22 protein-coding genes and 1 tRNA gene are annotated in these 26,274 nt (G+C 67.0%); 8 read left to right on the forward strand and 15 right to left on the reverse strand.

Features of this window, described 5'->3' with window-relative positions:
- Positions 1-3: 3 nt before the first annotated feature.
- The 9 genes from NMB43_RS12515 to radC form a co-directional block, all read right to left on the reverse strand.
- On the reverse strand, positions 4-2,439 hold the full coding sequence (locus NMB43_RS12515) for a heavy metal translocating P-type ATPase (RefSeq protein ID WP_494348496.1): 2,436 nt from the start codon (positions 2,437-2,439) through the stop codon (positions 4-6).
- A 79-nt stretch (positions 2,440-2,518) separates the two neighbouring features.
- Positions 2,519-3,661, reverse strand: coding sequence for an NlpB/DapX family lipoprotein (gene bamC, locus NMB43_RS12520; protein WP_494348497.1), 1,143 nt, complete (start codon positions 3,659-3,661; stop codon positions 2,519-2,521).
- Between the two features lie 17 nt (positions 3,662-3,678).
- Entirely contained in the window at positions 3,679-4,566 is an 888-nt protein-coding gene (dapA, locus tag NMB43_RS12525; RefSeq protein WP_494348498.1) for a 4-hydroxy-tetrahydrodipicolinate synthase, read from the reverse strand.
- A 74-nt stretch (positions 4,567-4,640) separates the two neighbouring features.
- Positions 4,641-5,567: a histone deacetylase family protein gene (locus NMB43_RS12530; RefSeq protein WP_494348499.1), complete on the reverse strand. Its 927-nt coding sequence runs from the start codon at positions 5,565-5,567 to the stop codon at positions 4,641-4,643.
- A gap of 131 nt (positions 5,568-5,698) precedes the next feature.
- Positions 5,699-6,937 carry a DUF1015 domain-containing protein gene (locus NMB43_RS12535; RefSeq protein WP_494348500.1) on the reverse strand — a complete coding sequence of 413 codons (1,239 nt, stop codon included), beginning with the start codon at positions 6,935-6,937 and terminating at the stop codon, positions 5,699-5,701.
- Between the two features lie 30 nt (positions 6,938-6,967).
- Complete coding sequence (locus NMB43_RS12540) at positions 6,968-8,041, reverse strand: 3-deoxy-7-phosphoheptulonate synthase (RefSeq protein WP_494348501.1); 1,074 nt, start codon at positions 8,039-8,041, stop codon at positions 6,968-6,970.
- Between the two features lie 134 nt (positions 8,042-8,175).
- Positions 8,176-8,343 (reverse strand): 50S ribosomal protein L33, encoded by a 168-nt coding sequence (rpmG, locus tag NMB43_RS12545; protein ID WP_494348502.1) that lies wholly within the window; start codon positions 8,341-8,343, stop codon positions 8,176-8,178.
- Between the two features lie 30 nt (positions 8,344-8,373).
- Complete coding sequence (gene rpmB, locus NMB43_RS12550; protein WP_494348503.1) at positions 8,374-8,610, reverse strand: 50S ribosomal protein L28; 237 nt, start codon at positions 8,608-8,610, stop codon at positions 8,374-8,376.
- A 105-nt stretch (positions 8,611-8,715) separates the two neighbouring features.
- Entirely contained in the window at positions 8,716-9,393 is a 678-nt protein-coding gene (gene radC / locus NMB43_RS12555) for a RadC family protein (RefSeq protein ID WP_494348504.1), read from the reverse strand.
- Positions 9,394-9,450: 57 nt separating this feature from the next.
- Here radC and coaBC point away from each other — a divergent pair, with 57 nt between their 5' ends.
- Both coaBC and dut read left to right on the forward strand, forming a co-directional pair.
- Positions 9,451-10,635, forward strand: a complete 1,185-nt coding sequence (coaBC, locus tag NMB43_RS12560) for a bifunctional phosphopantothenoylcysteine decarboxylase/phosphopantothenate--cysteine ligase CoaBC (protein WP_494348505.1) — start codon at positions 9,451-9,453, stop codon at positions 10,633-10,635.
- A gap of 36 nt (positions 10,636-10,671) precedes the next feature.
- Entirely contained in the window at positions 10,672-11,121 is a 450-nt protein-coding gene (gene dut, locus NMB43_RS12565; RefSeq protein ID WP_494348506.1) for a dUTP diphosphatase, read from the forward strand.
- Between the two features lie 83 nt (positions 11,122-11,204).
- Here the strand turns inward: dut and NMB43_RS12570 are convergent.
- From NMB43_RS12570 to NMB43_RS12590, 5 genes are all read right to left on the reverse strand, one after another.
- Positions 11,205-11,295: transfer RNA gene (locus NMB43_RS12570), tRNA-Ser, on the reverse strand.
- A gap of 60 nt (positions 11,296-11,355) precedes the next feature.
- Positions 11,356-13,416: a sodium:solute symporter family protein gene (locus NMB43_RS12575; RefSeq protein WP_494348507.1), complete on the reverse strand. Its 2,061-nt coding sequence runs from the start codon at positions 13,414-13,416 to the stop codon at positions 11,356-11,358.
- Between the two features lie 2 nt (positions 13,417-13,418).
- On the reverse strand, positions 13,419-14,888 hold the full coding sequence (locus tag NMB43_RS12580) for a DUF294 nucleotidyltransferase-like domain-containing protein (RefSeq protein WP_494348508.1): 1,470 nt from the start codon (positions 14,886-14,888) through the stop codon (positions 13,419-13,421).
- Positions 14,869-17,016, reverse strand: a complete 2,148-nt coding sequence (locus NMB43_RS12585; RefSeq protein ID WP_494348509.1) for an exonuclease domain-containing protein — start codon at positions 17,014-17,016, stop codon at positions 14,869-14,871. The genes NMB43_RS12580 and NMB43_RS12585 overlap by 20 nt, the downstream gene beginning before the upstream one ends.
- The gene (locus NMB43_RS12590) at positions 17,013-17,375 is read right to left on the reverse strand and encodes a response regulator (protein ID WP_494348510.1); all 363 of its coding nucleotides are present in this window, start codon (positions 17,373-17,375) and stop codon (positions 17,013-17,015) included. Before NMB43_RS12590 ends, NMB43_RS12585 begins: the two co-directional genes overlap by 4 nt.
- Positions 17,376-17,627: 252 nt before the next feature.
- Here NMB43_RS12590 and NMB43_RS12595 point away from each other — a divergent pair, with 252 nt between their 5' ends.
- The 6 genes from NMB43_RS12595 to NMB43_RS12620 all read left to right on the forward strand — a co-directional run bounded on the left by NMB43_RS12595 (position 17,628) and on the right by NMB43_RS12620 (position 24,189).
- Complete coding sequence (locus NMB43_RS12595) at positions 17,628-18,170, forward strand: sigma-70 family RNA polymerase sigma factor (RefSeq protein WP_494348511.1); 543 nt, start codon at positions 17,628-17,630, stop codon at positions 18,168-18,170.
- Positions 18,157-19,179 (forward strand): FecR domain-containing protein, encoded by a 1,023-nt coding sequence (locus tag NMB43_RS12600; protein ID WP_494348512.1) that lies wholly within the window; start codon positions 18,157-18,159, stop codon positions 19,177-19,179. Before NMB43_RS12595 ends, NMB43_RS12600 begins: the two co-directional genes overlap by 14 nt.
- A 255-nt stretch (positions 19,180-19,434) precedes the next feature.
- Complete coding sequence (locus NMB43_RS12605; protein WP_494348513.1) at positions 19,435-21,900, forward strand: TonB-dependent siderophore receptor; 2,466 nt, start codon at positions 19,435-19,437, stop codon at positions 21,898-21,900.
- Positions 21,900-22,190, forward strand: a complete 291-nt coding sequence (locus tag NMB43_RS12610; RefSeq protein WP_494348514.1) for a hypothetical protein — start codon at positions 21,900-21,902, stop codon at positions 22,188-22,190. The genes NMB43_RS12605 and NMB43_RS12610 overlap by 1 nt, the downstream gene beginning before the upstream one ends.
- A gap of 1 nt (position 22,191) precedes the next feature.
- The gene (locus NMB43_RS12615; RefSeq protein ID WP_494348515.1) at positions 22,192-22,509 is read left to right on the forward strand and encodes a hypothetical protein; all 318 of its coding nucleotides are present in this window, start codon (positions 22,192-22,194) and stop codon (positions 22,507-22,509) included.
- Between the two features lie 33 nt (positions 22,510-22,542).
- Positions 22,543-24,189, forward strand: coding sequence for a PepSY-associated TM helix domain-containing protein (locus tag NMB43_RS12620; RefSeq protein ID WP_494348516.1), 1,647 nt, complete (start codon positions 22,543-22,545; stop codon positions 24,187-24,189).
- A gap of 42 nt (positions 24,190-24,231) precedes the next feature.
- Here the strand turns inward: NMB43_RS12620 and NMB43_RS12625 are convergent, their stop codons facing one another.
- Entirely contained in the window at positions 24,232-25,917 is a 1,686-nt protein-coding gene (locus NMB43_RS12625; RefSeq protein WP_494348517.1) for a methyl-accepting chemotaxis protein, read from the reverse strand.
- Positions 25,918-26,274: the final 357 nt, after the last annotated feature.

Raw genomic sequence — 26,274 nt, forward strand, 5'->3', positions numbered from 1 at the left:
CGCTCAGTTGCCGGGCCGCCCGCGCGTGCCCGGCCAGCCGATGCGCAAGGCATTGAGCACCACCAGCAAGGAGCTCAGCCCCATGCCCACACCCGCGACCAGGGGCGTCACCCACCCCAGCATCGCTGCGGGCACCGCCAGGAAGTTGTAGGCGAAGGCCCAGCCCAGGTTCTGCCGGATGATCTTCAGGGTGCGTGCCGCCAGCGCGCGACCACGCAGCAGGCCGTGCAGATCGTCCTTGAGCAGCACGATGTCGGCATGGTTGCGCGCCAACTCCGTGCCGCCGGCCATGGCGATGGACACATGCGCCTGAGCCAGCACCGGCGCATCGTTCACCCCATCGCCCACCATCGCCACCACCTTGCCCTGTGCCTGCAAGGCCTGGATGGCGGCGTGCTTGTCCTCCGGCGTCATCGCAGACCGCGCATCGACGATGCCGAGGCTTTGCGCCGCACGCTGCACCGGCGCCTGGGCATCGCCGCTGAACAGGCTCAGCCCGAGAGTGTGCTGCAAGTGCCGCACGACCTCCGCCGCCTCGGGCCGTAGGGCATCCTCGATCTCGAAGGCGGCGAGCCAGCGCCCCTCCGTTGCCAGCAAGACCTCGCTGCCCGACCCGCCTTCCAAGGCCGCCGGACGCACACTGCCCGCCAGCGCCGCCACGAAACCCGCCCGGCCGATCGCGTAGGTCTCGCCAGCGATCCGCCCTCGCACACCCTGGCCGGGCGTCGCCACCACGGCGCTGGCCTGCGGAACCGGAGCGGGCACGGCTTCGCACAAGGCACGCGCGATCTGGTGCTCAGAATGGCTTTCGAGCGCGGCAGCCAGTCGCAAGGCCTCGTCTTCCATCACACCATCGACGCAACGCACCCGCTGCAGGTGCATCCGTCCCTGGCTCAAGGTACCCGTCTTGTCGAACACGATGTGCTGCGTCCTGGCCAGCGTTTCGATGGCATGGCCACGCGTGATCAGCAGGCCGGCCCGGGCAAAGGCATCGGTCGCCACGGTCAGCGCTGCCGGCGTCGCCAGGGACAGGGCGCAAGGGCAGCTCACCACCAGCACCGAAACGAAGATCCACAAGGCGCGCGAGGGATCGGCCTGCCACCAGTACACGGCAGTGACGCAGGCCAGGATCATCAGCGCGGCGATGAAACGCGCCGCCACCCGATCAGCCTGCTCGACGATCTGCGGCCGCTCGGCCGCAGCGCGCTCCATCAGGCGGCGGATGGTCGCCAAGCGGGTTGCCTCGCCCACCTGGCTGGCCAGGATGAGCAAGGGACTGCTGCGATTCAGGCTGCCCGCCAGCACGCGCGCGCCGACACCACGGCGCTGCGGCCGGCTCTCACCGGTGAGCCAGGACTCATCGACCTCGCTGTCGCCCTCCCGCACCTCACCATCGACCACGATGCTCTCGCCCGGCAGCACCCGCACCCGCTCGCCGGCCAGCAGATCGCTGCTGGGTACGCGCTGCTCACTGCCATCGGCGGCGATACGCCGCGCGAACACTGGCACCAGACGTCCGAGTGTTTCGGTGCCGCGCACCGCGCGCTGGCGCGCCAGCATCTCCAGATAGCGCCCGCCCAGGAGGAAGAACACGAACATCGTGACCGAGTCGAAATAGACCTCACCATGCCCCGACAAAGTGGCCCACAGACTGGCCAGGAATGCACTCCCCAGACCCAAGGCCACCGGGATGTCCATGCCGAGGCGGCGCATGCGGGCATCCCGCCAGGCACGCTGGAAGAAGGGCGCGGCGGAATAGAGGATCACCGGCAGCGTGAGGATCAGGCTGGCCCAGCGCATCATCGCCACCACCGCCGGCGTCATGTCACCCTCGCGGGCGATGTAGGCCGGGTAGGCATACATCATCACCTGCATCATGCCGAAACCGGCCACCAGCAGGCGCCACAGCGCGGTCTTGCGCTCGCGCTGGGCCACCTCCTCAGAGCGCAGCGCATCGTAGGGATGGGCGCGATAGCCGATGGCGGCCACCGCGGCGAGGATGTCGGACAGCCGGATACGCGCCTCCTGCCAGCGGATGCGCGCACGTCGCGTAGCGTAGTTGACCTGTACCGCACTGACGCCGGGCAGACCGGCCAAATGGCGCTCGTTGAGCCATACACAGGCCGCACAGGTGATGCCCTCCAGGATCAGGTCGGCCTCGCGCTCCCCCTCCCCCACCGGCCGCACGAAACTCTTCTGGAAGTCCGGGTGATCGAACAGCCCCAGTTCCTCCAGCGCAGCCGGCAGCGCCTCGCGCGGCGACTCGGGCAGGGCGTCGCGGTGGCTATAGTAGTCAGCCAAGCCGTTGTCGACGATGGCCTGGGCCACGGCCTGGCAACCAGCGCAGCACATCGCGCGCGCCACGCCCCCAATGTCCACCTGCAGGTCGACACCGGCCTCGATGGGCAGGCCGCAGTGATAGCAGGCGGGCGCTTTCATGCGGATATCAGGTCACGTAAACGTGACGAGGCCGCAGGGCCCGCCGCCAGGACGGAGCACTGCGGCCTCGTGTCCTTCATCACTTCAACTGGTTCTGCAGCAGGCTCAGGATTTGACGCGCCGAATTGCTGGCCAGGGCCACGCCTTCCTTGTCCTGCACCGTCACACGCGTCTGGGTCGGCGACTCGCTGGCCACCAGGATACGGTACTGCCCGGTCGTCGCAGCCGGATCATCACTCTTCCAGAAAGCCATCTTGTCCCACACGCTGGGCGCCTTGCCCTTCATGTCGTCGGACAGCACGTAGCGCACGAAATAGGTGCCCTTGGAGCGATCACGGTCCTCGACCACCAGGCCGATACGGTCCAGGCTGCTACCGACCTGGCGCCAGGCGCGGTCCAGATCCTGGTCCACCTGCAGCGCCAAGCCGCCAACGGATTCAACCAGGCGTGCCTTGTCCGGCTCGACCTTGGCTGCCTGCACGACCTTCTCGGCCGCCTTGGCTTCCGCCTGCTTGTCGCCGGCCAGACGCGCCATGAAGCGATTGAGCATCTCGGCTTCCAGCATCGGATCGGCCGGGCGGATCTCCCAGCGGGTCTGGATCGCGTCGACATACTTTTCCTCCGCCCCCTGGTGGGCGAAGAAGAATTCCACCGTACCCGGCGCGCTGCCACGCTCCATGCGCACGCGGAAACGATCACGCAAGCCGGAGTCGTACACGGCATCGCCAACCTTGCCGAGCCACTTGCGCAGGAAATCCATCGGAATGTTGGAGCGGTTCTCCGCCCAGTTGGTCTCCAGCACGCCGATCTCCGGTTTGTCGACCGCCAGCGTGAAGCCGGAGTCCAGCCAGAAGGCGCGCAGTTCAGTCCAGCGCTGTTCCGGCGTACCGGGTGCGACCAGCCAGCGGGTGGAACCGCTGCGCTCGATGCGCAGACCGCTGTCATTCGCGGGCAGCACGGTATCGGTGGCCACCTTGTTGGTGCTGCGGGCCTGGGTATAGGTCGACAGCGAGGCATCGCCCGGCTTGCCGGGGATGGCGTAGCGGTCGCTCGTACCCGGGGTCACCAGGTCGGGTGGGACTTCCAGGCTGGGGCGGACTGCGCCCTCGGTCTTGAAATCGGCATTCTTGTTGTTGCCAAACGTCGTAGTACAGGCCGTCATCGACGCCAGCACGGCCAGGGCGGCGACGAGCGGGATCGCGCGGGAAGCGCAACGCATCATGTTTCTAACCTCGGATATCAAGCGTTTTGGGTGGAGACGCCTGCAGCCTGCATGGCTGCGCGTACTCGAGCATGGAGCCCGTCCGACAGAGGAGTCAGGGGCAGACGGATGCCTTCTTCGATCAGGCCCATCTGCTGCACCGCCCATTTCACCGGGATCGGATTCGCCTCGACGAACAGATCGCGGTTGAGCAGGAAAAGTTTCCGGTTCAATTCGTTGGCGCGCACCACATCACCTGCCGTCGCCGCCACACACAGTTCGTGCATCAGGCGCGGCGCGACGTTGGCCGACACCGAGATCACGCCATGGCCGCCCAGCAGCATGAAGCACATGGCAGTCATGTCGTCCCCGCTGTAGAGCGCAAAGTCGGCCGGTGCGCGCATGGCGAGATCGGTCACCCGTTCGATGTTGCCGGTGGCGTCCTTGATGCCCACGATGTTGGGCACCTGTGCAAGACGCAGCACCGTATCGTTGGCCAGATCGGCGACCGTGCGGCCTGGCACGTTGTAGAGAATCAGCGGCAGCTCGACAGCTTCGGCGATGGTGCGGAAGTGGCGATACATGCCCTCCTGCGTCGGCTTGTTGTAGTAAGGCACCACCGACAAGGCGGCATCGGCACCGACCTCCTTGGCGAAGCGCGTCAACGCAATGGCTTCGGCGGTCGAGTTGGCACCCGTGCCCGCGATGATGGGCAAACGGCCGGCGGCATGTTCGACCGCCACGCGGATCAGCTCGCTGTGTTCCTCGACATCGACGGTGGGCGATTCACCGGTGGTGCCGACGATCACCAGCCCGTCGGAGCCTTCCTTCACATGAAAGTCAATCAGGGCGCGCAGGCGGTCAAAATCGAGACGGCCATCGGGCCGCATCGGCGACACGAGAGCGACCAGTGAACCTGTGATCATGGTGCATCCAGAGCTATGGGCAATCCCGCGATTGTACCGCGAAGCGCCGCCGCTGGTCCGTCCGTCACACCCCCTTACAGGCGGGCCAAGGCCTTGATGTGCGCCACCACGCTGCGCCCCAGGGCCGACAATGCGTAGCCCCCTTCCAGCATGGACACGATGCGTCCGCCGCAGTGGCGCTCGGCATGCTCGCGCAGGCGCATGGTGATCCAGGCGTAGTCCTGCTCGAACAGGCCCATGGACGCCATGTCATCCTCGTAGTGCGCATCGAAGCCGGCCGAGATGAACAGCATCTGCGGATCAAACTCCTCCAGCGCCGGCAGCCAGGCTGTTTCCACGATCTCGCGCACCACGTCGCCCTTCGTACCGGCCGGCAAGGGAGTGTTGCGCATGTTGGGACCGGTCGGATGTGCACCCGAATAGGGATACAGGGGGTGCTGGAAGAAGCTGACCATCAAGGCACGCCCGTCCGGCGCCAGGATGTTCTCGGTGCCGTTGCCATGGTGCACATCGAAGTCGATCACCGCGACACGCTTCAGGCCATGGAAATCCAGCGCGTGGCGCGCCGCCACGGCCACATTGTTGAAGAAGCAGAAACCCATCGCCCGCATGCGCTCGGCATGGTGCCCGGGCGGCCGCACGGCGCAGAAGGCGCTTTCCGCACGCCCCTCGATCACCAGATCGGTCGCCATCACGCCCGCACCAGCGGCGCGCAGTGCCGCCTTGATCGTATGCGGACACATGGCGGTGTCAGGGTCCAGGTGTACGATGCCGCTGGCCGGCACGCGCGACATGAGGTCTTCCACATAATCCACATCGTGCGCACGACACAGTTGCTCGGTCGTGGCTTCCGGCGCGTCGAGCTGATGCAGCAACACCTCCAGGCCAGAGGCGATTAACTGATCACGGATCGCCGACAGGCGATGCGGGGATTCCGGATGCATGCTCCCCATGTTGTGCAGCCAGCAATCCGGGTGGGTGATGAACGCAGTCGCGCTCATGGCACGCCTCTCTTTCGTGGGCAGGCACGCAATCTGCCTTATGGCTGACTTGCTTTCAAGCCGGAATGACCCGCACAAGACCATGAAAAAGGGGCTCCGCAGAGCCCCTTCCCCCTTGCGGCATGCGCGCCTCAGTCGATCACGTGCGACAGCAGGCCGTCGGCCAGCTTGGGTTCGAACCAGGTCGACTTGGGCGGCATGATCTGGTCGGCATCGGCCACCGCCATCAGATCGGCCAGGGTGGTCGGGTACATCGCGAAAGCCACCGCCATCTCGCCGCTGTTCACCCGCTTTTCCAGCTCGGGCAGGCCACGGATGCCACCGACGAAGTCGATGCGCTTGTCGCGGCGCAGGTCGGCGATGCCCAGGATCGGGGTCAGCAGGTGGTCGGACAGCAGGCTCACGTCGAGACGCGCCACTGGGTCGGCGGGGATCAGGGCCGAATCAATACGCAAGCGATACCACTGGCCCTTGAGATACATGCCGACTTCGCCGTGACCGGCCGGCTTGACCTGACCGTCTGCCTTCTCAAGCTTGAAGGCCTTGCCGATGGCGGCCAGAAAGGCCTCTTCCGACAAGCCGTTCAGATCGGTCACGACGCGGTTGTAATCGAGGATCCTGAGCTGGTGGTCGGGAAAGATCACCGACAGGAAGTAGTTGTAAGACTCCTCGCCGGTGTGCTCCGGGTTGGCCGCCTTGCGCGCCGCGCAGACACGCGATGCGGCCGCCGAGCGGTGGTGGCCGTCAGCGATGTAGAGCGCCTTGAGCTTGTCGAACTCGGCCGTCAGTTGCGCGATCACGCCCTCGTCGCGGATGCGCCACACGATATGGCGGATGCCGTCGTCGGCCACCGCGTCAGCCACCGGTGAGCCCTTCTGCGAAGCGTCCAGGATCGCGTCGATAGCCGGCGCCTGGGGATAGGCCAGCAGCACCGGACCGGTCTGCGCACGCAGCGCCTCGATCTGGCGCACGCGATCGTCTTCCTTGTCCGGGCGCGTCAGCTCATGGCGGCGGATGCGGTTCTTGTCGTAGTCGGCCACCGAGGCCGACGCCACCAGGCCGGTCTGCACATGCTCGCCCATGATGATGCGATAGACGTAGTAGCACGGTTCCTCGTCGCGGATCAGCACGCCTTCTTCGATCATGTGCTGCAGATTTTCCACCGCCTTGGCATACACCGGCGCCGAATAGACATCGATGCCGGCGGGCAAGTCGATCTCCGGCTTGGAGATGTGCAAGAAACTCCAGGGCTTGCCGGCGGCGCGTGCGCGTGCCTCGTCACTGGACAGCACGTCATAAGGCGGCGCAACGATGTCGGGGGCGCGGCCGGGGGCCGGGCGCAGGCCGGCGAAGGGCTGGATCAGGTGCATGGAAAGTCCTTGTCTAGGAATGTTTCGGAATCAGGCAGCACGCGCGGCGATCAGTTCGCGCAGGGCCTGGTGCGCATCGCGCAGCATCTCTTCGGTGGTGGGCCAGCCCACGCAGGCATCGGTCACCGAGCAGCCGTACTTCAGTTGCGACAGGTCGGCCGGTATCGGCTGGTTGCCCGCTTCAAGATGGCTCTCGATCATCAGGCCCACAATGGAGCGATTGCCGTTGCGGATCTGCGTCACCACGTCCTTCATCACCAGCGGCTGCAGCTCCGGCTTCTTCCAGGAGTTGCCGTGCGAGCAGTCGATGACCACATTCTGCGGCAGCTTGGCCTTGGCCAGCGCCTGCTCCGCCATGGACACCGACACCGTATCGTAGTTGGGGCGCCCGCCGCCGCCACGCAGCACCAAATGGGCGTAGCGATTGCCACGGGTGCGGATGACAGCGGACTCGCCGGACTCGCTGAGCCCCAGAAAGCTGTGCGGATGCGAGGCGGACAGGATGCCGTTGACGGCCGCCTCCAGCGAACCATCGGTACTGTTCTTGAAACCCACCGGCGTGGACAAACCCGAGGCCATCTCGCGGTGCGTCTGCGACTCTGCGGTGCGCGCGCCGATCGCCGTCCAGCTCACAAGGTCACCGTAGTACTGCGGCGCAATCGGGTCGAGTGCCTCGGTCGCCGCCGGCAGGCCTATCTCGGCCACATCGAGCAGGAACTTGCGGCCGCGCTCCATGCCTTCCTCGATGTGGAAGCTGTCGTCCATGCGCGGATCGTTGATGAAGCCTTTCCAGCCAGTGGACGTGCGCGGCTTCTCGAAATAGACACGCATCACCACGTACAGCGTGTCCTGCACTTCCTCGGCCAGGACCTTGAGGCGGCGTGCGTAGTCCAGGCCGGCCACCGGGTCGTGGATCGAACAGGGCCCGACGATGACGATCGGCCGCGGATCGACCCGATCGAGGATGCGCATCACGGTCTGGCGACCGGCATGCACCACACTCGCAGCCTTGTCCGACAGCGGCACGCGCTGCTTGATCTCGCCCGGCGAGGGCATGCGATCGAAGGAAACGACGTTGAGGTTTTCGGTTGAAGCGTGACTCATCCTGCCCCCTCCCGCCGGCACACCGCCGGCTCGACAAACTCTGCAATCCGAAACGAAAACACCCGCCAGGGGCGGGTGTCATCGCAAACACTGGAACCAGCCAGGTCACGCCGATTCTAGATCGGCGCCCGCGCTCACTTGAGCTTGGTTTCCTTGTAGACCACGTGCTTGCGCACCACCGGGTCGTACTTCATGAACTCAAGCTTGCCCGTCGTGGTGCGCTTGTTCTTGTTGGTGGTGTAGAAGTGGCCGGTGCCCGCAGTGGACTCCAGCTTGATCTTTTCGCGACCGCCTTTAGCCATTTTCTCTTACTCCGTCCTGGGGGAAACCGATCAGACCTTCTCGCCGCGCGCACGCAGCTCGGCCAGAACGACTTCGATACCCTTCTTGTCGATGGTACGCAGGCCGGCGTTGGAAACGCGCAGGCTCACGAAACGTTGTTCGTTTTCAAGCCAGAAACGACGGTTCTGCAGGTTCGGCAGAAAACGACGCTTGGTCTTGTTATTGGCGTGGGACACATTGTTGCCCACCATCGGGCCCTTGCCCGTCACGATACACACTCGAGACATTTCTCGCTCCGCACTCAGTGAATTCTTCGGCTGGTTCCGAAAAGCTCTCGATTCTAATACAGGCATTTAGCCAAGTGCAAGGCTTATCTGGTCCGCGCCACTGGCTCACAACAGCCCGCGCTCGGCAAAAGACAAGGGATTTGCACTGCCCGCCACCACAAAATGGTCCAGCACCCGGACATCGACCAGACCCAGCGCCTGTTTCAGTGAGCGGGTCAGCAACTCGTCCGCCTGACTCGGCTCGGCCGTCCCGGAAGGGTGGTTGTGCGCCAGCACCACACCCGCCGCATTATGAGCCAGGGCCAGCTTGACCACCTCTCTGGGATACACGGAGGTTTGCGTCAGTGTGCCGCGGAACAGCTCCTCGGAATGGATCAGACGGTTCTGCGCATCCAGCAACAGGATCATGAAGACCTCGTGCGGCAGGCTGGCCAGCTTGAGGCGCAACCAGTCTCGCACGGCGGCCGGCGAACCCAGGTTGTCGCGCTCGCGCATCGCCTCGCCCAGGGCGCGACGCGCCATCTCCAGCACAGCCTGCAACTGGACGTATTTGGCGTCACCCATGCCGTGGATGCGTGACAGCTCCGCGCAGGACGCCGAGAACAGGCGCGTCAGACTTCCGAAATGCGCCAGCAGGTCGCGCGCCAGGTCGACCGCACTCTTGCCGCGCACGCCCACACGCAAAAAAATCGCCAGCAACTCCGCATCGGACAGGGCGGCGGCGCCGTTCGCCATCAGGCGCTCGCGTGGCCGCTCCTGCTCGGGCCAATCGGTGATCGCCATGGATCGCCTCTCCTTGGGGATAGAATCGCGGCATTCTCCTGCAGCGTGCAATGCACCATGACTGAACTGACGGGCAAGACAATCATGCTGGGCGTGACCGGCGGCATCGCGGCCTACAAAGCAGCCGAGCTGGTGCGCCTGTTCATCAAGGCCGGCGCCCAGGTCGACGTCGCGATGACCGAGGCCGCCACCCACTTCATCACGCCGCTGACTTTTCAGGCCCTCACAGGCCGCACGGTGTGGACCGATCCGTGGGACACCCGCATGTCGAACGGGATGGCGCACATCAATCTCACACGTGAAGCCGATCTCGCACTGATCGCGCCGGCCACGGCCGACTTCATGGCCAAGCTGGCGCATGGCATGGCCGACGACCTGCTATCCGCGCTGTGTCTTGCCCGCGACTGCCCGCTCTACGTTGCACCGGCCATGAACCTGCAGATGTGGGGCAACCCGGCCACGCAGCGCAATGTCGCGCAGTTGCGCGCCGATGGCATACACACCATCGGCCCAGCCAGTGGCGAGCAGGCCTGTGGTGAAGTCGGCGAAGGCCGCATGCTGGAACCGCAGGACATCTACGAGATCGTCGCCAGCGCGCTGCAGCCCAAACCGCTCGCCGGCAAGCGTGTCGTGATGACCGCCGGCCCCACCTTCGAGGCGCTGGACCCAGTGCGCGGCCTGACCAACATCAGCTCGGGCAAGATGGGCTACGCCCTGGCGCGCGCCCTGACCCAGGCCGGCGCCGAGGTGCTGCTGGTCAGCGGCCCGGTGAGCCTCGCCACGCCGGCCAACGTAAAGCGCATCGACGTGCAGTCGGCCAGCCAGATGCGCAACGCGGTGCTGGCCAACCTGAGCCAGACGGATATTTTCATCGGAGTCGCCGCCGTCGCAGACTACCGTCCCGCACAGGCGGCAGAGCAGAAGATCAAGAAGAATGCCGACACGCTGAAACTCGAACTTGTGCGCAACCCGGACATCCTGGCGGAGGTTGCGGCCCTGCCCAATGCGCCGTTTTGCGTGGGCTTCGCGGCCGAGAGCCAGGACCTCGACATCTATGCCCTTGGCAAGCTCAATGCCAAGCACCTCAAACTGGTGGTCGGCAATCTGGTGCAGGACGGCATGGGCGGCGACACCAACCAGGTCGTGCTGTTCGACGCGCATGGCCGCCACCCACTTCCACTGGCCGACAAGCAGGAAGTCGCGCGTGGCATCGTGGCGCATCTGGCCAGCCTGCTGGCCTGACACCCCCTCCTCTCAACCCTTCACCTTTCACTGAACATGCATCGCATCGACGTCAAACTGCTCGACCCCCGACTGAAGGAAAGTCCGCCCCACTACGCCACGGCCGGCGCCGCCGGCCTGGACCTGCGCGCCTGCCTCGACGCAGCGGTGACCCTGAACCCGGGCGACACCGTCCTGATCCCCACCGGCATGGCCATCCACCTGGCCGACCCCGGCCTGGCCGCGATGATCCTGCCGCGCTCGGGCCTGGGTCATAAGCACGGCATCGTGCTGGGCAACCTCGTGGGACTGATCGACTCTGACTACCAGGGCCAGATCTTCGTGTCGACCTGGAACCGTGGGAAGGAGGCTTTCACGATCCAGCCCCTGGACCGCATTGCGCAACTGGTGGTCGTGCCTGTGCTGCAGGTTGGTTTCAACGTCGTGGATGACTTCGACGCCAGCGAACGTGGCGCGGGAGGCTTCGGGAGCACCGGCAAGCAGTAGGGCTACGCAAGCCACAAACGAAAAACGCGCCCGAGCGGCGCGTTTTTTAATTCCGGATCAGGCAGATGACAGCAAGTCAGGCCTGGCGGAGAGGGCGGGATTCGAACCCGCGGTAGAGTATTACCCTACACACGCTTTCCAGGCGTGCGACTTAAACCACTCATCCACCTCTCCGCGAAGAGGCGCGAGTATAGCAGCTTTCCCAAGCACCTCAAGCCCTGCTCCGCCGCGCCGTCAAGCCCCCGGATCTTCTTGGTCGTCAGGCAGATTGGGCAGCGGGCTGCGCACCCGGGCCAGAAGCGCATGGGCTTGCGCTCCCGGCGGCGGAGTGAGCAGGCTCACTACCACCAGGGTCGCAAAGCCGGCCGCCACACCGAACACCCCGCTGGAGATGGGCATCACGCCGAACCAGGCGTTGTCCATGCTGCCGCCGAAAAAGGGGTGGGTGCGCAAGGCGTAGCTCAGGGTGACAACGAGGCCGGCCACGATGCCGGCGATCGCGCCCCAGCGGTTGGCGCGCGCCCAGAAGATGCCGCACACCAGCGCCGGAAAGAAGGCTGCGGCGGCCAGCGAGAAGGCGAAGCCGACGGTGAGCAGGATACTGTCTGGCCGCAGGGAGCTGACCCAGGCCGCGACGATGGCGACCACCATCAGGGTTGCCTTGGAGACCAGCAGGCGGCGTGGCGTGGGGGCCTGCGGGTTGAGCAGGCGGAAGTACACATCGTGGGACAAAGCACTGCTGATGGTCAGCAGCAGGCCGTCGGCGGTCGACAGCGCGGCCGCCAGCCCACCGGCGGCGACCAGGGCCGAGACGACGTAAGGCAGGCCGGCGATCTCCGGCGTGGCGAGCACGATGACATCCGGGTTGAGCGACAGCTCGCCCAGTTGCAGCACGCCATCGAGGTTGATGTCTTCTACCTTGACCAGACCGATCTTGCCCCAGGAGGCCACCCAGCCTGGTAGCTCGGTGATCGCTGCCCCCACCAGGTTGTGATAGACCTCCCACTTGGCGAAGACCGCGTAAGCCGGTGCGGCCAGGTACAGCAGCAGGATGAAGAGCAGCGACCAGAACACCGAGCGCCGGGCCGCGGCCGCGCCGGGCGTGGTGTAGTAGCGCGTCAGCACGTGTGGCAGGCCAGCCGTGCCGATCATCAATACGAACACCAGGGCGATGAAATTGGTACGGGCCTGCTCCGGACTCTGCGCCGAGTTGCCGGTGTAGGCCTGCGAATGGGGCACTGGCGGACGCGAACGACTGCGCGCCTCCTGGATTTCGTGCTCCCACAGCGTCTTGGCCTGCTCGACCGTGGCCGGCAGTTCGCGCAACTGGCGCTGCACATTGCCGATGTCGCGCGCCGGCGCATTGCGGTCCTGCAGGTACTCCAGACGGGCGAGCAGCAGCTTGCGCTCGTTGTCGAGCGACTCGGGCAGCGCATCCAGCCGCGCCTGGTATTGCACGATGCGGCGCTCCAGCGCACGCCGCACCTCCAGCTCGGCCGGATCGTCGAGCAAGCGCTTCTCCGAGTCGCTCAGGGACTGCAGCACTTGGCCATAGGCCAGGTAAGGCACGGGCAGGTCGGTGATCTTGTAGGCGAGGATCACCAGCGGCGTCAGGTAGGCCACGATGATGACGATGTACTGGGCCACCTGGGTCCAGGTCACTGCACGCATGCCGCCCAGGAAGGAGCACACCAGCACGCCCCCGAGGCCGACGAACACGCCGATCTCGAAGTCGATGCCGAAGAAACGGCTGGTGATGAGGCCAACGCCGTAGATCTGCGCCACCACGTAGACGAAGCTCACGGTCATGACCGCGGCCACGCCCATCAGGCGCGGGATGCTGCCCTCGAAGCGCGCACCGAGGAAGTCCGGAATCGTGTACTCGCCAAAGCGCCGCAGATAGGGCGCCAGCAGCAGCGAGACCAGCACGTAGCCGCCGGTCCAGCCGATCACGAAGGCCAGGCCATCGAAGCCGGCGAGGTACAGCGTGCCGGCCATGCCGATGAAGGAGGCGGCGCTCATCCAGTCCGACGCCGTGGCCATGCCATTGAAGATGGCCGGCACGCGCCGCCCGGCGACGTAGTACTCGACCACGTCGGCGGTGCGGCTGTAGACCCCGATCACCGCATAGATGACGATGGTGGCGAGCAGGAAGGTGTAGCCGATCCAGTGCGAGGGCATGCCCATGTGCTCGGCCGCCGCCATGAGGGCGACAAAGAGGCCGAAGCCCAGCGCGAACAGCACATAGAGGCGGCCCTGCTTGCGGGTGTCGGTGATCAGGCGCGTGTTGGGCATGGTCACACGCGATAGTCAGCCTTCAGGCGCTGCTGCAGACGCTTGGCCTGACCGAAGGCGTCGCGCAGAAAGCGTCGCTCCAGCGCATTGAGGCGATAGGGGTTGAGGCGGTTGACCGCCTTGTCATGCCCCCCCGCGCGCTGCTGGTTGACCAGGCGCAAGCGCTGCACCAGCAGGTAACCATCGATGGCGGCCTGCAGGTCGTCGCCCTGGAAGCTGGGCAGGCGCGACAGCGCACGCAGACGCTCCACCGTGCCGGTCGCGCCAACTCCATTGGCCAGGGCATACAGGCGCGCGGCGTCGACGTAGGGCCGGGTACCGGTCTGCTTGAGGTCGATGGTGTTGGGCGGGTCGTTCTTGCGATCCAGCACGAAGGCGCGGATCAGGCCCAGCGGCGGCTGGCATTGCAGCGCGTTGATCGCCAGCAGGCGCTGGAAGATGCTGCTGGCACGCGTCTCACCCAACAGCCATTCGCGCAGGCTGCCGGCCAGCCCGCCTTCGCCGTAGAGACAGCGGAAGTCGAAGAAGATACTCGCATTGAGCAAGGCCTTGGGGTCGCCACAGGCGATCCAGGTGGCGAAGCAGCCGCGCCATTCGTCCTCCGACATGCACCACTGCGGATTGCCGGCCATGATCTGGCCACGGCACAGCGGGAAGCCACAATCATCCAGGGCCTGGTTCACCGCCTGGGCGAAAGGCAGAAAGACGGCACGCAGCGTTTCCGCATCCTGTCCGGCGGGCACGGCGAAGATCAGCCCATTGTCCTGATCGGTTGCCAGCGTCTGCTCGAAACGCCCCTCCGAGCCGAAGGCCAGCCAGCACCACGGCACCTCGGGCAGCTCGAAACGCGACTTCACGAGGTCGATGGCCTGCAGGCTCACCAGGTCGTTGAGCGAAGTGATCCACTGGATCGCCTGTTCAGCCGACAGGCCTTGCGACACCAGGCGGTTGGCGAAGTGGCGCGTCTCGGCTGCCGCCACCGCCAGCTCGCTGATGCTGCGCGCCGAGATGACCTGGTTCACCACATCTTCCGAGGCGATCCGCTGCGTGCTGTAGAGATCACCGCGCGACACCACACCGACCAGGCGCCCGCTGCCCGGCTCCAGCACCAGCACGTAACGCACCGCGCCACGCGCCATCGCCAGCACGGCGTCATGCGCGGTCGCATCGCCCGGCAAAGTCACCAGACGGGTGCTGGCCACCTGTTCCAGCGGCACGCCCAGATCGCCGCCCTGCAGCACGATGCGCCCCAGCACGTCGCTGAAGGTCACGACGCCCAGTGGCCGCATGTCGTCACCCCGCGCCACCACCACCGAGCCGATGCGCTCGCGGTGCATGTGCTCCAGCGCCACGCGCAGCGGTGTGCCGGGCGCATAGATCACCGGCGCGCGACGGATCAGACTGCGCAGGGGTTGCATCAATGAGAACACCGAGACGCCCGCCTCGGAGCGCTCAATATCGGATACGGGCATGCCAGGTTTCCTTGCTCGCGGCGCGGGCCTGGCCGAGTGTATGGATGTCGCGCAGGGCCAGCAACGGAATCATGCGCAGGAACACCTGCGCGGTCAGCATCGCGTCGCCCAGGGCCGTGTGGCGGTCCACCACGCCCAGCCCCAGGCGCTCGGCAATCGCCTCCAGGCGATGCGAGTCGTGATTGGGATGCAACACGACCGACAGCAGCAGGGTATCCAGCACCGGCTGCTCGAAGCGCAGGCCGCACTGCGCCTCCTTCAACTGCAGGAAACGCAGGTCGAAGGCGACGTTATGGCCGACCAGCACGGTATCGGCGGCGAACGCATGGAAGCGCGGCAACACGGCGTCGATGCCCGGCTGGCCACGCAAGCGGTCCGGCGTGATGCCGTGCACCGCGATGGACTCGGGCGACAAGGGGCGCCGGGGGTCGACCAGTTGCTCGTAGCGCTCTTCACGTAGCAGACGGCCATGCAGAATGCGTACCGCACCGATCTGGATGATCTCGTCGCCTCCCGAGGGGTCGAGCCCGGTCGTCTCGGTATCGAACACGGTGTAGGCCAGGCGTTCCAGGGGCAGATCGTCCATCGCCACCTGGCGCGCGCCCGCGGCAAACAGGTCGAAGTCGTGGAACTCCGGCCGGCCACTCCCCTCTCCGTCCGGCGTGGCCACCGTGGGCGTGTCGTCCCCAGCCGAATCGTAGGCCGGCAACAGGAAGCGGAACCAGGAACGCGTGCTCGCCCGGTCACGCTGGTACACCAGTTCGGCGTCGTGGCGTTCCACCACTTCGCGCACCGTGAGCGGGCTGGATTCGCCGCCCAGGGTCATCGGTTCCAGTTCCCAGCCCAGCGCGGATTCGCTGGACAGCGCGGTGCCCAGCCACACGATGTCCAGGTGCGCCATCGCCTCCTGCCGCGTCAGACGCAAGCGCAGCTCGCGCAGATCGCAGGCCTCGCTGATGCGCCGCGCGAGGAAGCTGAGCGCCTGGATCAGGCTGAAACTGTCGGTACGCAGCCACAGCTCGGACTCGGCGTATTCCACCTGGCAGATCAGCCCGGTACGCGCCTCGATGCGACGGCAGGCCGCCATCAGCAGCGCAGTGCCCTGCATGCCATCAAGCTGCCAGCCCGCGCTCCACAGCTCGGCGTGGCCAGCCATCACGTCGGCGAGCTGGCGCGACAGGCGATCGGCCTCGTCGCGCAGCACGGTAAGCGAACGCACTCGCTCCTCCGCCGACAGTTGCGGCAAGGCGTGCAAGGCCTCGGCCGCGAGGCGGATGCTGGCCAGCCCGGCGCGCTGCGTCTGCACCGTTTCCTGCATCACACGGGCGCGCCGCGCATCCAGTTCGGCGGCCCGCGTGACATCCTCGGCGATCAGCAACAGCCCGGCGTCTCCCGGCGCACTGGCGGCCTGGATTGCGCTCGCCCGCAGGCGCAGCAGGCGCCCGCCGCGGGTGGCGCTCATCAGCGTGATCTCGCGCCGCGCACCTTCGTCCTCAGGCCCACTCACCGCCTCTTGCAGATAGTCGACCAGACCGGGTTCCAGCAGGCTCGCCAGGTGTCGACCCAAGCCCACGAAACAGGCTTGTTCGCCGCCTGCGCTGTCGAACAGCTCGCGAGCACGGTTGTTGTACAGCGCGATCTGTCCCTGTGCATTGCACACGATCACCGCCTGATGGAACTGACCGATCAGCGCGGTCAGCCGGGTGCGCTCCTCCTGGCTTTCGGCATGGGCGCGGGCGACATGCTGCCCGACGTCACGCAGGGCGGCGGCATGCGCGGCCGCCAATTGGTTGATCGCCACCTGCAGCGCACGCATCTCGGGCACCCCGCGCACCGGCAAGGGCCTGGCATCGCCGCTGGCCATCTGCACGCTCACCCGCTCTGCCATGCGTGCGATGCCGCCCGCATAGGTCTCATGGATCAGTGCCGCCCCTAGGCCCAGCAGCGCAGCCCCGATCGACAGCAGCAGCACCAGGGGCAGACGTGCGCGACCCAGGCTGTTCCACCAGGCCAGCGCCTCGCCGGCCGGCAGCAGCATCCAGACGAGCCCGGCCGCCAGCCCGACCAGTACCAGCACGTAACACCCGACCAGCACACCCACCCAGGGCGCGCGGCGGGCCGGGATCACGAAAAGGCCTCCAGGCGCTGGAACAGCTCACGCAGCGAGAAGGGTTTGGTGAAGAAGGCATCGACCCCCAGCGCGTCGGCCTTGGCCAGCTCGGCCGGGCGCACCCGCGCCGAGGTCACCACCAGGCGCAGTCCTTCGCGCGCTGGATCCGCGCGCAGCCATTGCGCCAACTCCAGGCCATCGCGGTCGGGCAAGGCAGTGTCGATCACCACCACATCCGGCGTGCTGGCACGCAGCGAGGCCAGACCAGAGGCCGCGTCGTGCGCCTGGCTCACCGCCAGGCCGGCCCCCTCCAGCAAGAGAGACAAGGAGGATGCGAAGTTCCGATCCCCGTCGACTACCAGCACCTGCCTCACCATGCCTGCCTCCGTCGTCTCGTCACACCATCTCGTCGCTGGCGATTGTCGCAACGCCGCACAAAGGCGCAAAGGCGGGAAAGCACCGATGTCCGCATGTAACGCTGCGCCACTAACGGCGCGCCCTCCAGTGCCCCGCAAGCCCATCTGCCCCTGCGGATTTATCGCGCCCAGGGCTTGCATCTGCGTCAAACTGTAATGATAATGATTCTCATTTGTTGAGCAGTGCCGGCAGCCAGGCACAGGAAGGTCATCGTGTCCGCCACCGAATGTATTTCCGATTTCGCCCCGCCTCCTCATGCCCTGCACCACCAGGTCGCGACGCTCTATGCCGAACACCACGGCTGGCTGCGCGGCTGGCTGCGCAAGAAACTCGGCAATGCCTGCGACGCCGCAGACCTCGCCCACGACACCTACCTGCGCATCATGTCCACTGGCCGCGTGCCACCGGTCGACGAGTCGCGCCGCCATCTGACCCAGATCGCCAACGGGCTGGTCATCGACCTCTACCGCCGGCGCCAGATCGAGGCAGCCTACCTCGACGCCATCGCGCACCTGCCCGAGCCGCTGGCTCCCTCGGAGGAAGCGCGCGCGCTGGTCGTTGAAGCCCTGGTCGAGATCGACGCCATCCTGCACGGCCTGCCGCCCAAGGCGCGCAGCGCCCTGCTGCTGTGCAAGCTCGACGGCCTGGGCTACCGCGAGATCGCCGAGCGCCTCGCGGTCTCCGTGTCCTCAGTCGAGAAGTACATCGCGAGCGCCCTGATCGCCTGTCACCAGGCGCTGCATGCCGCCCCCTGAAAAGACTCACCAGATGCCCGCCCACGCCAGCCCACCCGCCGTGCCGCCCGCCATCCTGCAGCGCGCAGCCGAATGGATGGCCCGCCTGTGGTCCGATGAGGCCAGCTCCGCCGACCATGCGGACTGCGCGCAATGGCGTGCTGCCCACCCGGACCACGAACGCGCCTGGGCACAACTGCAGGCATTCGAGAACAAGCTGAGCCATGTGCCACGCGATCTTGCCCGCCAGGTGCTGCGCGAGCCGGCGGACGAGGTCTACCTCAAGCGCCGGCGCGCATTGCAATTGCTGGGCCTGGGTCTGGTCGTCGGCGGCAGTGGCGGCATGCTGCATCACAGCGGCCTGTGGCAGCGCCAATGGGCCGACGTCCGCTGTGCCACCGGCGAGACGCGCGAGCTGGACCTGCCCGATGGCAGCCGCCTCACCCTGGGCAGCGCCAGCGCCATCGACCTGCGCTTCTCCGCCGATGAGCGCTGCATCGTGCTACACACGGGCGAAGTGCTGGTCCACTGCGCCGCCGACCCGGCGCCACAGCCGCGCCCCTTCCGCCTGCGCGGCCGCCACGGCATGGTGGAAGTGGCAGCCGACGCCGCCGACACCCGTTTCATGGTCCGCCAGGACGAGACGCAATCGCGCCTGTCCGTCCTCGAAGGCCAGGTCACCCTGCACCTCCCCGACACCGCGCCCCGCCAACTGGACCGCAACCAGCGCAGCGACTACACCGCCCAAGGCGCCACGGCACCCAGCCCCGTTCCGCCAGGCGCGACGGCCTGGACGCGCGGCGTGCTACTGGCCGAGAGCATGCGGGTGGCCGACTTCCTGGCCGAGCTCGGGCGCTACCGCCCCGGCCTGCTGCGTCACGACCCCGCCATCGCCGAGCTGCGGGTGAGCGGCGTCTTCTCGCTGCGCGACACCGACCGCGCCCTGCACAACCTCGCCCTCGCCCTGCGTCTGAACATCGTCTATCGCACGCCCTACTGGGTCACGGTGCAACCGCGCAGGGCCGCGTAACGGGACGGATGTGCGCTGCACAGGCCCAAACCCGTCGTCCCTGCGAAAGCAGGGACCCAGTGGCGTGGCCTTTTGCATCCCGGTCAGGTGACTCGAAAGACACTGGATTCCTGCCTTCGCAGGAATGACGGAATCGTACGGTACGGCCAAAACACGAAGCCCCAAAAAAAAATCACCTCCGCATTGAGGGTTTCGCGATCTCGTTCGGAATACCAGATGAGCAGCACCGAATTTCCGCCACGAAAGGATCGCAACATGTCGTACCGCCACGCCGCCGCAGGCCGCCACGCCGGGCCCGCCCTCACCCCCATCAGCCGTGCCCTGCGCATGGCCTTCGTCGCAGGTCTGATGCTGGGAGGCAGCGGTATCGGGATGTCCGTCGCCCAGGCACAGACCGCCGCTGCCACGCGCAACTACAGCATCCCGGCGGGCCCGCTGGAGCGCGCCCTGAACAGCTTCGCCGCCTCCGCCGGTGTCGAATTCTCGGTCGATGCCAGCCTGCTGCAGGGCAAGAGCAGCAATGGTCTGAACTGCACCTGCACCGTCGAACAAGGCTTCAATGAACTGCTGCGCGGCCAGGGCCTGCAAGCGAATCGCCAGGCCAACGGCAGCTTCACCGTGGCCCGCCAGGACAAAAGCAGCGCCGCCGATGGCGCTGTCACGCTGCCGACCGCCACCGCCGTAGGCCACTTCGTCTCCGCCGGCGATCTGCCCGAAGCCTATGCCGGCGGCCAGGTCGCGCGTGGTGCGCGCATCGGCTCGCTGGGCAATGTGGACATCATGGACACGCCCTTCAACGTCACCGCCTACACCGCGCAGACCATGGCCGACCAGCAGGCCAACACGGTGGCCGACGTGCTGCGCAACGACCCCTCGGTGCGCTTCACCACCAGCGACGGGCACAACGCCGAGAACATCACGATCCGCGGCTTCGAGGTGAACTCCTCCGAGCTGGCCCTCAACGGCATGTACGGCATGCTGCCCGGCGCGCACGTGCCGACCGAGTTCCTGGAGCGCGTCGAAGTGTTCCGCGGCCCGGCCGCCATGCTCTCCGGCATCGCCCCCTCGGGCGCCGTCGGTGGCGTCATCAACCTGGTGCCCAAGCGTGCCGGTGACACGCCGGTCACCAGCCTGACCACCAGCTTCGAATTCGATTCGCGCCTGGGCCTGGCGCTGGACGTGGGCCGCCGCCTGGGTGAAGACGAACGCCTGGGCGTGCGCTTCAACGGCGCGACCAGCTATGGCGAGACCATGCTGGAAGGGCAGGACAAGCGCGAGAACGTTGGCTTCATCGGCCTCGATTACCGCGGTAACGGCTGGAAGATGGAGCTGGATGCCTACAGCATGCACCAGAACCAGTACGACGGCAGCCCGCTGATGTACGGCTTCACCGGCGCCTACAAGCAAATGGTCGACGCACCGGACCCGAAGAAGAACGCCCTGCTGGGCACCTACGCCAAGCAACGCACCGAGGGCGTGGCGCTGCGCGGCGAACTGGAACTCGGGCGTCAGCTCACCGCCTATGCGGCGCTGGGTGACGCGCGCTACACCTACGACGGCTACCTCAACGGCACGCGCGTGGTGCTCACCGCCGCCAACGGCAACGCCACCGGCCAGACCTACAACCAGGCCGGCTACACCCACGGCATCAACATGGAGACCGGCCTGCGCGGCAGCTTCTCGACCGGCTCCGTCGCCCACCAGGTCGTGGCCAGCATCAGCTCGCTGCAGGTCACCAACGGCCTGGCCGCAGTCGCCACCAGCGCCAGCTACACCACCAACATCTACAACCCGATCAGCAACCCGCGCCTGGCCGGCCCGCACGGCGCCGTGGTGCGCACCACCGACAACGACTTCACCAGCCTGTCGCTGGCCGACACGCTGACCATGCTGGACGACAAGCTGATGCTCACCCTGGGCCTGCGCAAGCAGGAGGTGAAGCAGAAGCTCGCCACGCCCAAGGCCTACGAGGCGGATGCCGTCACGCCGATGCTTGGCATCGTGGTCAAGCCGTGGAGCCCGCAACTGTCGCTGTATGCCAACTACATCGAAGGTCTGAGCCCCGGCGTCACCGTCGGCACCGCCTACGCCAACGCTGGCGAGACGCTGGAACCCTACAAGACCAAACAGGCCGAAACCGGCGTGAAATGGGAATACAGCGGGGAGTACGGCAGCTTCACCAACACCTTCAGCCTGTTCCGCATCGAGCGCCCCTCCACCATTTCGGTCAGTACCGGCGCCGCCCTGCCCACACTGGCGGTAGATGGCGAACAGCGCAACCAGGGCCTGGAGTGGAACGTGTTCGGCCAGATCATCCCAAGCGTGCGCATCCTGGGTGGCGTGGCCTACACCAAGGGTGAGCTGGTGCGTGCCGCCACTGCCGCCAACAACGGCAAGCAGGCACCCGGTGTACCGGAATGGACCGCCAACCTCGGCACCGAGTGGGACCTGCCCTTCGCGCCCGGCCTGACGCTGAGCCTGCGCGCCACCTACACCGACGCGCAATACCTCGACCCGGCCAACACGCTCGAAATCCCGTCCTGGACGCGCTGGGACATGGGCGCCCGCTACCTCACCCGCGCCGCCGGCAAGCCGCTCACGCTGCGCTTCTCGGTGGAGAACCTGAGCGATGAGCACTACTGGTCCGGCCGCTTCAACGACGGTTTCGCCACGCTGGGCGCCGGCCGCACGGTGAAGATGTCCGCCACCATGGACTTCTGATGGCCACCGCCCTCCCCCTGGGCCTGCTGCTGGCGCTGGCCGGCAGCCTGGCCCTCTACCTCGCCTCGCCCAACCAGCGCTGGCTGGCCCGTCCGCTGATGGGGCGGCCGGCCCGCGTGGCGGGTCTCATCCTGCTGGCGCTCGGCCTGCTGAACCTGCTGCAGGTGCTGCAGATCGTGCCGGCGGTCTTCGTGTTCATCACCTGGGCCATGCTGCTGTTCGTGCTGTGGCCCTACCTGGGCGCGCTACGCCCTGCGCCGGACAAGGCAGACCGAAAGAAAGCACGCTGACATGACGGAAGCATCCACCACCACCGTGCCCACTCCCGCCAAACCGGCACCGATCCGCCGCGACTGGCTCGCCAAGTCGCTCGCCGGCGCCCTGCTCGGTTTCACCCTGGCCTTCGGTTGCAGCGGCCTGTTCGCATTGGCAGCACAAGGCATGGCGCCCAGCCCGCGCGCCCAACTCATGATGTGGATGATCGCCCCCATCTGGCTGGGCGTGCTCAGCGGCTGCTTCTTCTTCCGCAGCGGCCTGCGCGCCTGGCTCTGGCTGGGCGGCGCCAACCTGCTGGTGTTCGGCCTGCTCTTCGCGCTGCGCCCGCACTGAGCCTGCCCCGGCACTGAACTCTCTGGAACTCCCATGCGCGCCGACTACATCCGCATCTACAAAAGCGTCCACACCTGGACCGGCATCCTCTCCGGGCTGGCCCTCTTCATCGCCTTCTACGCCGGCGCCCTCACCGTGTTCAAGGAGCCGCTGGCGCGCTGGGTCTCGCCCCCAGTAGCCAGCACCTACGCGCAGCCGGTGCCGCTGGCGGACACTCCGGCACTGATCGCCCGCACCCTGGCGGCGCACCCGGCGGCGGCCAAGGGCTTCCAGCTCAACCTGCAGCCCACCGAGCACCAGCCGGCACGCATGAGCTGGCACGAACCCGAGGAAGGCCAGGATGACCACGACATCCTCGGCGGGCGCCGTTACACCGCCACGCTGGCCCCGGATGGCAGCGCGCAGATCGACGAAGTGCAGCCCTCGCAGCTCGTGGACCTCATCGACATCCTGCACCGCGTGGTGGGCCTGCCCTTCGACAACGACCCCAGCCGCTGGGTGATGGGCGTCATCGCCAGCCTCTATGCGCTGGCCCTAGTGTCCGGCGTCATCGTGCTGCTGCCTTCGCTGGTGAAGGATTTCTTCGCCCTGCGAGTGGGCAAGAACCTCAAGCGCATGTGGCTCGACGCCCACAACATCGTCGGCATCGTGAGCCTGCCCTTCCACATCGTGATGGCGATCACCGCCGTGGTGTTCGCCTACCACGACGGTTTCTATGAACTGCAGAACCGCTTCGTCCACCAGGGCCGGCTCGCCAGCGCCTTCGGCGGCCCGCGCCCCGCACCGGCCGCACCGCGCACTGCGGCCGAGCTCGTGTCGCCGGTGGACCTGTTGGCCCGCGTGCATGAAATCTCGCCCAGTTTCGAACCCACCGGTCTGCAGTACGCGGGCCTCAACGGGCCCCGCCCCATGGTGCGGGTATGGGGCAACGACCCCGCCGCGCTGTCGCCGCGCGCCATGGGCGGCTTCGTCGCCCTCGACCCCTACAGCGGCAAGCTGCTGAGCGCCGACTTCCTGCCCGGTCGGCAGGATGCCGCCAACCTCACCATCGCCAGCTTCTTCGCCCTGCACTTCGCCACCTTCGGCGGCACCCCGCTGAAGTGGATGTACTTCCTGCTGGGCCTGGCCGGTGCCTGGCTGTTCTACAGCGGCAACCTGCTGTGGATCGAGACGCGCCGCAAGTCGCAGCGCAAGGGCGAAGCCCTGCCCGTGCAGCGCAGCGACACCCGCTGGCTCGCCGCCGGCACCGTGGGCGTGTGCTTCGGCTGCGTGGCCGGCATCTCGCTCTCCATCGCCGCCGGCAAGTGGCTGCATGAGGCCGTGGCCGACCTCAACGCCTGGCACTGGGGCGTGTATTACGCGGTGTTCTTCGGCTGTGTGGCCTGGGCCTTCCTGCGCGGCCCGGGTCGTGCCGCGGTCGACCTGCCCTGGTTCGCCAGCTTCGCCACCCTCGTCATTCCGCTCACCAGCCTGCTCGGCTGGCTGGCCCCCGGCACCGGACTGTGGGCCCACCCCCACCTGAGCAGCCTGGGCGTCGACCTCACCGCACTGGCCGGCAGCCTCGGCCTCGCCTGGATGGCCCGCGCCGCCGCCCGCCGCGCCCAGCACGGCCCGGCAGACAGCGTGTGGTCCGCGCGCCACGCCGAGGCCATGCCAGCGGCCGTGCCTAACGAATCCTAGGCTAGGGTCGCGGAGTCCTTCGGTGGGTTGTCGCTGCGCCCCCTACGCCATGCCATGCGCGCGGAAGCCGATGCGGAAGCCGCCCCAGTGGCGGCCGAAGACGTAGATGGGGGCGGAAATGTCGTACATCACCTCGCCAGTATCGCGGCGATAGGTCTGGGTGAGGAAGTCGAACTCGTGCGCGCCGCAGCGGCTGCCCACGCGGTCGTCGAAGATGCGCTTGGTGCGGTTGCCCGCCATGTCGCGTGCGCGGTCGCCGGTCAGCGGCTGGCAGAAGCGCTTGTTGTGGGTGGGGAAGTAGCCACGGCGGTCTACCGCGCCGGCATAGACGAAATGCGGGTGGCGCTCCAGCAGCGGCTCCTGCACTGCAGGGAAGAGCTCATCGGTCAAGGTGTCGAAGGCGGTGTGGAATTTCGGTGGATCGGTGCCTTCGATGCGCTGGTAGTGCTCGTCGAAAAGCTGCTCCAGCGTGATGCGCTTGTCATTGACCGCGCGCTCCAGCACTTCGCCGATCTGCCTGGCCGCCTCGCGTGCCACCTCGGGCGTCTCGCGGTGCTCGCGCATCGCCACCTCGCCCTCGGCCCCCAGCTTGTAGACGGCCTGCACCTCGCGCATGCTGGCCGCCAGTTGCTCCAGCGTGCGGCGGTGCCTGGCCGCCACCTCGACCCGTGCCGCGTTCTCCTCGGTCAGTCGCAGGATCTGCTGCACCTCGGCCTCCAGCGCTTCACTCGCGGCCACCTGCAAGTCCATGTCATGCACGATGCGCTGCACCTGGTCGCGGGTGCGCGCAGCGCCGGTGAAGATCGCGCTCAGCGACTCGGCCACGCGCTGCGTGCTGTGCGCCCCGTCGCGCGCCTGCTCGCTGCCCTTGCCGATGACCTCGATGGCCTCGGCCGTGTCGGCACGCATGCCGTCGGTGATCTCGGTGATGCTGGCCGTCACCCGCGTCGTGCGTTCGGCCAGCTTGCGCACCTCGTCGGCCACCACTGCGAAACCCCGCCCCTGCTCGCCGGCCCGGGCCGCTTCAATCGCCGCGTTCAGCGCCAGCAGATTGGTCTGGTCCGCAATCTCGTGAATCTCCGCAATCATGCGGGCGATCTGCTGGCTGCGCTCGCCCAGGCGCGTCACCCGCTCGGTCGAGCTGACCGCCGTCTGCGCCAACGACTCGATCTTGGCCTGCGCCTCGCGCACCGTGCGGTCGCCGTCCTCGGCCAGCGCACAGGCCTGCTCGGCGAGGGAGCCAGCCTCAGCCACCTCGGCGCTGGCCGCGCGTACCTGTTCGCGCATGCGCACGATGGCCTGGCTGGTCGTCTGCGCCGCTGCCGTCTGTGCTGCGCCCGCCGCCAGCACGCCCTCCGTCTCTTCGCGCAGCACCGAGCAGGAATCGCTGACCCGCTGCGCGTCCTGCACGATCTTGCCCAGCATGCCCTGCATGGCCACGACGAAACGATTCACCGCCGCCGCTGCGCGACCGGACTCCCCCTCGCCCTCCATCACCCGCCGCGTCAGGTCGCCATCCGCGCTCATGCCATCCAGCGCTGTCGCAATCGCCCCGCTACGCCCCAGGGTGCGCGAGAAGCGCTGCGCCCCCCAGGCCCCGAACACACCGACCGCCAGCCCCGCCAGCACGAAGCGCCAGCCCAGCCCGCCATGGGCCAGCCAGCCGGCCAGCGTGGCCGCCACCGCCAGCACCACGCCGAACGTCACCCACACACCCTTGCCTCGCATGCTGCGCTCCCCGGCTCCACGGCCCATCCTGGAATATCGGAAGCGCCCCGCCATACTTGACGCCTGCCCCCCAACATGTCACCCGATTTCACCCGTCCCCCGGCTGCAGGCCCACTTCCGCAAGGTCCGCCAACCCCGTCATCCATGCGAAAGCAGGGACCCAGTGACTTGGCCTTTCACGGCATCTCGAAAGACGCTGGATTCCCGCCTGCGCGGGAATGACGGCCGTGTGGTTTGCTACGCGCCTCCCCACAACGGGCATCAAACGGCCCACCCGGCTTCGTCATGCCTCAGCGCGCAGCCGCAAGGTATCCTTACGCCTTTCCAATCACCTGATCAGGCCGCCGCGCGAAGCGA

This window comes from Uliginosibacterium sangjuense, from assembly GCF_059132465.1.